Below are 10,041 nucleotides of genomic sequence, written 5' to 3'. Positions count from 1 at the left end.
ACATTCCGCCAATCTAGGGAATCCTACAACGACAGCCCTTCAAGCGATTGCCCTGACCTTCAGCATGCCGATTGCTCTTGCATTTCATCCAACTTAATAGGATAAAAATCCAGACTCAATCCTAACGAAGCGAAGCCCCCGCCATGCCCTCGGCAACCGCACGACCGCTCCCCGCCGTCCCCCTGACCGCGACCCGTCTGACGGACCGGCAGGAGGCGTTCTGCCAAGCGATGGCCTGCAACACCGGCGGGGCGGAAGCGTCCAGAAGAGCCGGCTACTCGCCCAACGGCGCGAAACAGCGCGGCGCATACCTGATGAACCAGCCAGAGATCCGCATCCGGATCGACCAGCTCAGGGCAGAGCGCCGGGCCGACCATCGGGCGGCACTCGAAGAGGCGGAAGAACAGGTGCGGGAGATCATCGCCGACGCGCTGGAGAGCAACCGCACGTCCCTGGCGTTGCGGGCAATCGAGTTCGGCCTGAAGCTGCGCGGCGTCATCCAGGACAAGCGGATCGCCTACCACTACCACCTGGACCGCCAGCACCCCGACGCCGATCTGGAAGATCTCGCCCCCGATCCCGAAGAAGAACTCGACGCCATCGCCGCCCCGCCGCCCGTCCAGGCGATTCAGCCCCCGGCGCAGCCCGCGGCCAAGATATCCGCTCCCACGTCCGGTCCTGTGCCCGAGCCTGCGATTGCGATAGTGACCCGGAATGATGACCATTCCCAAGCGGGCATGTCCCCGGCGGACACACGGGCGATCATCGGGCAGAAGGAGGGAAAAATGGCGGAGGGAGCGGGCCGGGGATCGAACATTCTCCTATGGCGAGTGAGAGTACTCGTCTCCCGAGACGAGCCTCCGCTGCGGGAGGCGAGATGGATGAATGTCTTTGTTATCCACCCCCAGCAGCAAATTACGCATATCTGCCAGAGCTTTGGTAATGCAGCAACACTGCCCTAGGGCAGTGTTAATATGGGGCTTTTGTCATAATTGCCGCAACATTGTGAACGGTGTACACGTACATTGGATGCACCGTTCACGAGGGCGGCATGGCCCAGGAAGATGAGGATCTAGTCGGCATCAACGAGATCGCCGCTATGGCTAAGGTTTCGCGCCAAGCGGTCGCCAACTGGCGCGCCCGTTCGGCGGATTTCCCCAAGCCAATCGCGAACCTCGCCTCCGGTCCTGTCTTTCGCCGCTCCCAAATTCGCGCATGGCTCAGGAGAAAGAAAGTACCGATGGCTCACGTTTTTGCAACTATCAATCTCAAGGGTGGCGTAGGCAAAACCACCACGACCGTCGCACTTGCCGAAACTTTTTCTGCTCAGCTTCATAAACGTGTTCTAGTGATTGATCTGGACCCTCAGACCAACGCCACAACCATGCTCATTGGCGAGGAGCGCTGGGGGAAGCTGAACGACAAAGAGCATACGCTGGCTCGTCTCTTCAAAGATGCGCTGGACCCAAGCAATAAGAAGTTTGACTTCAATGCTACCCTGCAGAAGAGAGTGTCGGATGTATCTGCGGCGCGGACTATCGATCTGCTGCCGTCCAGCCTCGATCTGATCGATGTACAGGATCAACTCGCATCAATACCCAGTGGACGCTTCTACGCTGTTCAACCGGTTGAGCTTCTATGGAAGGCGGTGAAGTCGCGGCTCGATGACTATGACATAGTCATTGTCGACTGCCCGCCTAATCTCGGCATCATTACGCTGAATGGGCTGCGAATCTCCCAAGGTTTTGTTATCCCAACAATCCCAGACATTCTCTCGACGTATGGCATTCCTCAGATCGTCCGGCGTATCGGGGAGTTCTCGAAGGAGATTGCTGAGGAAATCGAACCTCTGGGCATTGTCATCACTAAGTATCAAGCTAATTCGACAGTTCATAGTAACACCCTGAAGCAACTCTACAGCTCCAGGTCAAAATACCCACCGGTGTTCGACACAATCATCCCGCAAGCGAACCAGATCGCGGCCGCCGCGGAGCACTCTGGGTATGCAACTCTGAAGCAGAAATGGGGCTATAACGGCCTTTCTGACAAATTTACTGCCCTGGCACAGGAAATCCTTGCTAAGCTGGAGGCATGATCATGCCGTTGAGAAAGGTTCTTCAAGATCTGCTACGTGTCGTCCTGGAGGAGGTTGACCGCAACCCTGAGTTCGGACAGCGCCTAGAGGCCGTACTTAAGCTAAGTGAAGCCGCCGGCCAGCCTGTATCATCCTCGACGAGATGGGAGTATAGCGACGTGAAGCGGGGAAACCGTCGCACCCCAGCCGTGCTTGATCCAATCGATCTAGCCCGCCAAGGAGAAGAGACCCTGCGCCAGCGTCTCGTGGAGCTGTCGCTTGAGCAGCTTAAGGACGTAGTAGCAGATTATGGGATGGATCCCGGAAAGCTTGTCATGAAATGGAGGGCAGCCGACCGCATCGTCGACCGCATCGTGGAGGTCTCGCTGGCACGGGCCAGGAAGGGGGAGGCGTTCATGGCTCCAGAAGCAGAGGGTGACGGATCACAGCCGTAAAAGGCAGAGCCGGCAAATTCAATCGTGGCAATGTCCCACCGGCGGGTCTTCCAATGCTATTGTTTCGTACGGTAACTGTGAAAGCCGCTTGCGCGTAGTTCACATGCGGGACAGGTTCCGCAGCCATAACCCCACGGGTGTCGATTATCGCGGTTGCCAAGGTAACAGGTGTGTGTTTCCTCAACGATGAGGTCTACCAGAGCCTGACCTCCAAGTTGCTCAGCTAGTTCCCAGGTGCCCGCCTTGTGCACCCACATGAGTGGAGTATGCAACACAAACCGCTTATCCATGCCGAGATTTATGGCTACCTGTAGAGCCTTCAATGTGTCATCGCGACAGTCGGGATATCCTGAGTAATCCGTTTCACACATGCCAGCAACAATATGCCGAATCCCCCGGCGGTATGCGAGAGCTGCCGCATAAGTGAAAAACAGCAAGTTACGACCAGGGACGAAGGTACTGGGCAAGCCGTTAGCCTGGAGGTGGATTTCCGTGTCACGTGTTAGAGCGGTGTCGCTAACCGCGCTGAGGCTCCTAAGGTCCAACAAATGATCGTCCCTCAGACGAGAACGCCAATGGGGAAATACATCAAGGATCAGTTTGCAGAAACGGTGTCGGCAACCGAGTTCGACCCGGTGGCGCTGGCCGTAATCGAATCCGACGGTCTCGACGGTGGCAAAGCGTTCCATTGCCCAAGCTAGGCACGTAGCGGAGTCTTGTCCCCCAGAGAAAAGCACCAGTGCGCTATTTTTCATTACATGTGACCTTCGGTAGGTCCAAAATAAGTGCAAGTGTCACCGGTGCTATCTCGATAAACTGTTACCCGGGCAAGGCTGTTCAGTTGGGGAACTAGGCGCCGCCAAATCCACAGGCACAGGTTCTCCAAAGTCGCTGGGCCGAGGCCTTGGACTTCATCTAGGAAATGGTGATCCAAGCTGTCTCGAACCTCGCTCAATGCCCGCTCAAAGCAACCAAGATCCATCAACATGCCGGATACCGGGTCTGCCAAGCCCCGTAGCGTGATTTCAGCACGGTAGGAGTGTCCATGAATGCGTCGACTCGGCTTGGCATCAATGGCGCGGTTAAGGGTGTGTGCCGCTTCAAAGCGGAACTGCTTGGAAAGCTCGAACATGGCAGAATTCTCATCATATTGCGTGCTGATGCGCGAAGTAAAGTGTCAACGTGGTGCTGAATTTGCTCCTTAGGCTATCTTTGCCTAATGCGAACATTGCAAAGTTTATTACATTCATAGATTGCGTCGGGATAGGTTTAAACGTATATGGGAAAGTTCACGAAGTAGCTCTGCATTCTCCACCTTCTGGCAAGATGCCGAGGCGCATATCCCGTTTTCTTATCCAGACTAACAATGGTATTGAAAATAGAACCATCCATGTCTTTCCAATGACCTGCCCTGCAAAGTAATCTAGCGATCCAAAAGCCAGATACAGGAATATGATGCTATCGACAATTAGTCCAACACAGCTACTGGCAAGAACGGCAAGGATAAGCCGGCGCTCTTGGAGTGGGGTGTAAATAGTGAAGTCAGCAAGTTCGGATAGAAAAAAAGCTGTGGCCGATGCGAGAATGAGTGAGGGAGGGGAGACAAGAGCTGAAACGATTGTCCCGGCAATGATGGCTGCCAGAGACCATAATGCCCCGAGTCGCCTCTGGACCAAGTCTCTGAGAACCAATGCCAGCCCGACCATGAGCACGCCGCTTGGGGCCGTGATCGATGGAGCGACTGGGATCAGGCATGGTCCGTTTGAAATGCAGACCGTTCCAACATTCCCAATCATCCAGTTTGCGATCGGGATCGTGGCGCCGAACGCCACGAGCGCTACAATCCCCTCGATCTTTTCTCGGGTCATGCCCTGCTGTCCTCTCCTGCTCAGATATCTACCATGTGAGGATGACACAAGCCTGCCGGTTAATCAACATATCGACGACATCCAGATATGATTCCACAATATGTTGGGATGAGAACTGAGCACAAGGCCTACCACGTCTGGCATATCTGTCATAAGGCATGATTGACACACACCGTCGACAATGGTGGCCTTGCCAATGCAAGCGCAGCCAGATAAAGCTCAACCACCGTCACCCCTATTCGCAGCGCGGACAGAACATGCCTCGTGACCCAATGCCGTTGGATTGACGAACTACGGTCAAGCTAAAAAACCTAAGCGTTGTGAATTTGTTCGAAGTTGGTCCAGGAGCGCCCAAGGAGCCCAATGCGATTAGTCGTAATTACATCCTGCACTGGTGAAAAAGCGGTTGACAGTCCCGATCGGCTGACAATGGTGGATTTCTCCCGCGGGGTAGAGCATGTCAGATCTCGTGAGGCTGACCTTTCGATGCTCATGCACGCAGCCGAGCAATTGTACACTGGTCAACAGCACGCCCGCCTTATGCGCGGTATCGCTTCGATGCGTGCGCAGCTGCAAAAAACTGCCGGCAAACTGGAGCTGTACATCCTATCGGCCGGATATGGACTCATTTCTGGTGAACAGAAGCTCGCGCCCTATGAAGCCACGTTTCAGGGTATGGGTAGGAGTGAACTGCGCAAATGGGCCGATACCCTCAACGTTCCGCAGGCATTTCGTGAAGCCGTCTCAGCCCCTTACGACCTCGCCATCGTTTTGTTGGGGGACGACTATCTCGACGCCTGTTCCCTGGATGCTTTCGTCAAGCTTGGTGGGCCGACGATTCTATTCTGCGGAAAGAACACCCTGAAGAAGCTGCCCAAGCTTGCAAGCTTGTATGCGGTTGCCCTTACGAATGCCGAGGCGAAGCGCTTCTCATGTGGCCTCGTTGCGCTCAAAGGGGAACTTGGCTCTCGCATTCTCTCGCGGTTAGCCACTGACTCCGCCTTCGCAGCCACATTTCCTCTGTCCAGCGACGTCCTAAGCTTGCTCGATGATGCGCCAGCAGCTCCGCCGGCGCGGCGCTCCACCGCGCGCGCAAAGACTGACGTCGACTACGTCATCTCGCTCCCAGCGACGTGGAACCATAGGCCGCATCGCGCGAAGCTCAGCTACTTCATCCCCGAGTGGGATGACTTCGTCGACAGGGATTTCGATTTCGAAAATGATGTCCATTCTGGGGGCTCAGGCGACTGGTCAAACTCAGTCTACGCCCATCAGCTGTACCCTGAGCCGAACTACGACGGGATTCTAATCTCTAAAGTTGTTGCGGAGAAAAGCAAAAAGAAGAAGGAGCTCATCAACCGGCTCGGCGTGCACCGCTCGCTGCGCGTCCCGCGGCAATTTCCTATCATGGGGGATTGCGGAGCCTTCGGGTACATCAACGAGAAGGTGCCCCCTTACACGACAGAGGAGATCCTTGAGTACTATACGCGACTCGACTTCGACTACGGTGTCTCGATCGACCACCTTATTGTGACTGCAACGGAGGCAGAGAAAAAGGCGCGATACGATCTGACGGTCGAGAACGCGGCTGAGTTCTTGAAGACCCATCGCAAAGCAGGACTGCCGTGGACACCAATCGGTGCGGTCCAGGGATGGGACGCTAAGAGCTACGCGGCAGCAGCCAAGAAGTATGTCGATATGGGATACGACTACATCGCACTAGGCGGCTTGGTGCGTTCATCGACCTCTGATATCGTTGAGATACTAAAAGCGGTGCACGAGGTTGTTCCGGCAACTGTACGAGTCCACCTGTTTGGTCTCGCTCGCCTCGCGGGACTTTCTGTGTTTACGAAGCTCGGCGTCACCTCCGTTGACAGCGCATCCTTCCTGCGCCAAGCATGGATGCGGACGACCACAAGCTATGTGCTACCTGAGGAGAGCTTCGCGGCTCTGCGTATTCCGGAGGCCGGCAAGAGTTTCCGCGCCAAGCGCATGAACGAACACGCTGGTCTTGATAATGCGGCGGTCAGTCGCTTGGAACAAGCTGCGTTGAAGAGCGTGCGAGCCTACGCTGCGCGTAGGGGTTCAATCGATGGAGCCCTTAATGCCCTTCTCGAGTACGACCGATTTGTCACTGCGGACCGAGTCGACCTGTCTGGACCTTACAGAAACACCCTTGAGAAGCGACCTTGGGAGCAGTGTGAGTGCGCGATTTGCAAGCATGCTGGTGTGGAGGTCGTTGTTTTCCGTGGGAACAACCGAAATCGACGACGCGGCTTTCACAACACTTACGTCTTCTATCGACTGCTGGATCAGGTCCTGAGCGGGGACTCTCGGGGCCTCCCCGGGCGTCAGCTACAGCTCTCCCTGCTGGACACCTCTCCGTGAGGTTTGATTTTCACCTTCGAAGCGCTGTTCGTTCACGGCTCGCTGAGGTGGCAAGCGAGATGAGCGAATGGGAGGGTTCCGCAAAGCTTGGCGAGGAGGCTGCGCGCCGCCTGCGCCAATCCATTCGTTTCTTCGACCACACCACAACAGTTGATTCCGTAGAATGCGCAGGTATCGATGGCTCGGGTGACTATCCTGCACTCGCCTACGGTGACTCGTTTGTCTACCTAACGGTTGCCCAGGGCAGCGCTTACGCGGCCGACACCGTCCATGGACTTCGCGAGGTCGACACTGGAGTTCCGGCGCTGTTCGACGTGTTTTGGATTCCGCAATCGGAGCAGCACCGTTCGCGGGTATGGGACGCTACATTTGAGCGAATGTGCGGACTTACACTGCGCGAGGTTGTAGCGGCCTCGGATTACCGAGAGCTCAAGGCCAGGTGGAGCGGCCGCAGAACGTCAGTGTCGCAGCTGGTCGAACAGCTCATCCGGCCGCATGCGTCAGATGCCTCGAATGTGGCGATCCAACTGCGGACGACTGGTGAGCTGGCGATCGCTCTCCAGCTGTTGCGCCGATATCAGCAAGGATGCACTGGCGGCCCCACGCTATTAATTTTCGATAGCACAATGACGTTGCCTCTTGTGACCCGCCGCGATGTGAGTTTGTTCTACGAGCACCTCAAACGGTTGTGTTGTGTAGAAGCACGCCAGCGAGGGATCGTCTTCGCGGGTCTCTCGAAATCACACGGACTATCGGGCATCGACTTCATCGAGTCCGCAGCCGCCGAAGCAGCCGGTAATGATCAAAAGGCTCCCGCCGAGCACTGGTATCTGAAGGTTCCGACTGAACAGATTGACGGATGGGCCCTTCCAGGAACCGACGGGCGTCGCCTACCGCCAGCTGGCGCGGTCACGTACCTCGTCCGTTTTCATCGTAATGTCCCAGTGCTCCGGGTCGACTTCGATGAGATCTACTGCGCTGAACATTTACGCGACGAGTCGTCGGTGCGATCGCTCTTCCAGTCGCTCGACTACTGCTCTCACGATCAACGCTGCTTCGGATACCCATATCCGGTAAGGGCCGCTCACAACCAGGCATCCCTTATGGATGCCGAGCGCGTGGCGCTTCGCAAGCAGCTCATCGACGAAGCCGTGCGGGCCGGGATGAAGCGCTCCCATTTCAGAGATGCGTCTCAACCAACTGGTCACGCCTAACCCCCTTATTGAGGCGACCATGGCAAGACTCGATAACCTTCTCTCGCTGCTCGGTCCACGCTTCGGGGTCTTGGCAGAGAGCAGCACGTCGCAGTTGACGGTCGTAGCGCGAAACGGTGATGTTGCTATCGGTGACCTGTTCCTCTTGCCGTGCCGTCGTGGTCCTGACCGTGTTTATGTTTTTCGTGCGACGGAATATGCAAACGTTTTCAACCGCACTCTGCAGATCGGAGACGTTGCCCGTAATAAGCTGACCATGCCCGATTCCTACTTCGCAGAGGACCTTGCCGAGGAAGAGCTCGTTGAACTTCGCGGAATGGTGCTCGGATACGCTGAGTACATCCCATCGAGCAGCCTGTGGTCATTCAATCGTCCTCGTAGACTTCCACAGCACCTAACGGATGTCTTCCGCGTGGATCCTGCTCGACCTGAGTCAGGTGATGCGGTGTTCGAATTGTTGCGAACCCAGGTCGGTGACACGGGTCTTATTATTGGGTATCTTCTTGCCGGTGAACGTGCACTCACGTCAGTTCCCGTCCGCCTTCCGATCACCGCGCTCTCACACCACATCGGTGTCTTCGGCCGTACTGGTTGTGGCAAGAGCAATCTGATCATGATTCTTTTAGCTGCGGTGCTCAACCACAACCGCTTCCTTGAAGAAGGGCGGCAAGAACCACGCGCATCTGTGTTCGCGATCGACCCGCACGATGAGTTTCGAACTTGGCATGCCAGTACCGGTGGCGCGGATGGTTTACGAGGCATCGTTCGCAGTTGCTCCGACGAAGAGCATTCCACCCTCATTGCTCCCTTCTATTACTTGACCGCCAGGGACACGCTGGAGGGTCCTGCCGAGGCTCGGGTTAGGCTGTCTAGAGGAGATATTACGTCTGATGACCTCGTCAGCATACTGGATTTTTCTGAGCAGCAAATTGCGTTTGCTCGGCAGCTCTTCGCCGAGAATGGGGAACTCTGGATTAGTCGGCTATTCGCTGGCAAGGTTGAAGGGAGCACCGAATACCTCCCGGGCACGATTGCTGCGGTTGAGCGTCGGCTTGGCTTCCTCGCATACGGTAACACACGCCTCGTGTCGCGCTTCGATGAAGAACTAGGGCTTCCCTATGAATCTTTGCTCGCCGACATTCTCTGCGCTCTCGAGCAGGGACGAGTTCTGGTCGTTGACACGACGCTGCTCGGCGAACTTGAGCAGTTTCTCTTGAACACGGTTGTTGCCCGATCGCTGTTCTCGCTTCGGCGGGCTTTGCGACTGGCAAGCTCACCTGAGCGGCTTCGCACTGAGATTGCATCCGTCTTCGGCGTGGACGAGGTCAACGGCCGTGTCGGGCAGCGATGCCTTGTCGGTGCACTGCTTGCGCGGCTTGAGACTGGCGCGCTGCCATATATCGTTGATGGTCGTGTCCGGACACCCGATCAGCTTCCCTTAGTGAATATCCTTGTGGAAGAGGCGCCGAGTATTCTAAATCCTGCACGCATGAAGTTCGGAAGCGTTTTCCGCGACATCAGCAGGCAGGGTCGAAAATTCGGTATCGGGCTCGGAGTGGTTAGTCAGCAGGTCTCAGAGATCGACCCCGGCGTTTTGACTCAGCTCAACACACAAATCATCATGGCCCTTGGCAACGCTGATGAACGGCGCGAAGCTACGCGAGCAGCTTCATCCGACATTGGTGAATTCGTGCGCGAGCTTCAGGTATTGGGTCGCGGACAATTTTTGCTTTCAACGAGCCTGAGAGATATCACATTGCCAGTCCAAACCCTCTCTTTCGACACAATAACTCAAAACGTACGAGGTATACTATCATGAAATTCTCTGAGAAGATTGGCTATGCGTTAGAGCACGTTCTTGCGAGTCTGTTCATAGCCAAGGGTATTGAAGTGCTCCGAAGTGAAAGACCAAAAGATGAACTGATAAAATCTGATATTTCTTTCCGCTGGAAGGACAAAAATTATGTAGTTTTTGTCACCCACACCCGGACAACGGGGATGACGAATCGGAAATTCTTTCGTACATTCGAGGAGCTTGCTCA

General features: G+C 55.7%; 10 protein-coding genes. 7 read left to right on the top strand and 3 right to left on the bottom strand.

Annotated features, from left to right (window positions below):
- Positions 1-143 precede the first annotated feature (143 nt).
- The 3 genes from AC5JJ6_RS26555 to AC5JJ6_RS26545 all read left to right on the top strand — a co-directional run bounded on the left by AC5JJ6_RS26555 (position 144) and on the right by AC5JJ6_RS26545 (position 2,529).
- On the top strand, positions 144-962 hold the full coding sequence (locus AC5JJ6_RS26555) for a terminase small subunit (protein ID WP_496044953.1): 819 nt from the start codon (positions 144-146) through the stop codon (positions 960-962).
- Between the two features lie 89 nt (positions 963-1,051).
- Positions 1,052-2,095 (top strand): AAA family ATPase, encoded by a 1,044-nt coding sequence (locus AC5JJ6_RS26550; protein WP_496044952.1) that lies wholly within the window; start codon positions 1,052-1,054, stop codon positions 2,093-2,095.
- Between the two features lie 2 nt (positions 2,096-2,097).
- Positions 2,098-2,529: a hypothetical protein gene (locus AC5JJ6_RS26545; protein ID WP_496044951.1), complete on the top strand. Its 432-nt coding sequence runs from the start codon at positions 2,098-2,100 to the stop codon at positions 2,527-2,529.
- 56 nt (positions 2,530-2,585) lie between these two features.
- Here the strand turns inward: AC5JJ6_RS26545 and queC are convergent, their stop codons facing one another.
- The 3 genes from queC to AC5JJ6_RS26530 all read right to left on the bottom strand — a co-directional run bounded on the left by queC (position 2,586) and on the right by AC5JJ6_RS26530 (position 4,397).
- On the bottom strand, positions 2,586-3,218 hold the full coding sequence (gene queC, locus AC5JJ6_RS26540; protein ID WP_496044950.1) for a 7-cyano-7-deazaguanine synthase QueC: 633 nt from the start codon (positions 3,216-3,218) through the stop codon (positions 2,586-2,588).
- 65 nt (positions 3,219-3,283) lie between these two features.
- Positions 3,284-3,661 carry a 6-pyruvoyl trahydropterin synthase family protein gene (locus AC5JJ6_RS26535; RefSeq protein ID WP_496044949.1) on the bottom strand — a complete coding sequence of 126 codons (378 nt, stop codon included), beginning with the start codon at positions 3,659-3,661 and terminating at the stop codon, positions 3,284-3,286.
- Positions 3,662-3,818: 157 nt separating this feature from the next.
- Complete coding sequence (locus AC5JJ6_RS26530; protein ID WP_496044948.1) at positions 3,819-4,397, bottom strand: VUT family protein; 579 nt, start codon at positions 4,395-4,397, stop codon at positions 3,819-3,821.
- 363 nt (positions 4,398-4,760) lie between these two features.
- Between AC5JJ6_RS26530 and dpdA the strand changes: the two genes are divergently transcribed.
- The 4 genes from dpdA to AC5JJ6_RS26510 all read left to right on the top strand — a co-directional run.
- Complete coding sequence (gene dpdA, locus AC5JJ6_RS26525; RefSeq protein WP_496044947.1) at positions 4,761-6,785, top strand: tRNA-guanine transglycosylase DpdA; 2,025 nt, start codon at positions 4,761-4,763, stop codon at positions 6,783-6,785.
- A 59-nt stretch (positions 6,786-6,844) separates the two neighbouring features.
- Positions 6,845-7,999, top strand: a complete 1,155-nt coding sequence (locus tag AC5JJ6_RS26520) for a hypothetical protein (protein WP_496044946.1) — start codon at positions 6,845-6,847, stop codon at positions 7,997-7,999.
- A gap of 19 nt (positions 8,000-8,018) precedes the next feature.
- Positions 8,019-9,818: an ATP-binding protein gene (locus AC5JJ6_RS26515; protein WP_496044945.1), complete on the top strand. Its 1,800-nt coding sequence runs from the start codon at positions 8,019-8,021 to the stop codon at positions 9,816-9,818.
- Positions 9,815-10,041: hypothetical protein (locus AC5JJ6_RS26510; RefSeq protein ID WP_496044944.1), on the top strand; the 227-nt coding region annotated here is incomplete at its 3' end. The genes AC5JJ6_RS26515 and AC5JJ6_RS26510, both read left to right, overlap by 4 nt.

This window comes from Skermanella sp. (assembly GCF_059503625.1).
Note: the sequence above shows the minus strand (reverse complement) of the source record. Positions and strands in the feature narration are given on the sequence as shown.